Raw genomic sequence first — 652 nt, 5'->3', positions numbered from 1 at the left:
GTCACACCACAAAAATGCCCTGGACGTAATTTTCCCATCAAAATACGTGATAATTTTTCCACCTTCACAATTGTCTCATTTCCCGGTGGCCACATTTCTTCTACAGAAGGTGCAAAAACATATTCAACACCTGCTTTTTCCAACAAAGCACAATCGGCCATCAAATCTCTTGGATATTTATCAAAATCCTCATGAGGACCAAATTGCTTTGGATTAACAAAAATAGAAACCAATATTCGATCACATATTGCTCTTGCTCGCCATACTAATGCAAGATGACCCTCATGCAATGCTCCCATGGTTGGGACAAAACCAATCGAAAATCCTAAGCGTCGCTCTTCCGCAATATACCGCCGGACTTCAGCAATTGTTTTTAAGACTTTTATCTTCATTTTCTATTCATTTTTTTTAAATCAACAAACTAATGCTTACATCCGAAATCGCCGTTCAAATAATTGTATCAAGTTCACGCGCACCGATGGCTGCTTTATACCTCGTGGCTCCCAAACATGCCGCATTAAAAAAAAACCTGTTAAAATAAAACCATTTATTATATCATTAAAATTAACAGGACGAATAGCTCTTCGCACAAGAAACTGTGGTAAAGTTAAAAGCTTTTCTTTCCAAGGACGCCCTGCTTCCTCGCATACAG

1 protein-coding gene and 1 pseudogene are annotated in these 652 nt (G+C 38.5%); both read right to left on the bottom strand.

The window, feature by feature from the left end; genetic code table 11:
* Positions 1-386: 4-phosphopantoate--beta-alanine ligase (locus ACFIK8_RS11915; RefSeq protein ID WP_375669550.1), on the bottom strand; the 386-nt coding region annotated here is incomplete at its 3' end.
* A 42-nt stretch (positions 387-428) separates the two neighbouring features.
* A pseudogene (locus tag ACFIK8_RS11910) lies at positions 429-652 on the bottom strand (DNA repair protein RecO); the annotation flags it as partial.

Source organism: Bartonella sp. MR168JLCBS, assembly GCF_042194175.1.
The sequence above is the reverse complement of the archived record's forward strand: the minus strand, read 5'-3'. Positions and strand labels throughout refer to the sequence as shown.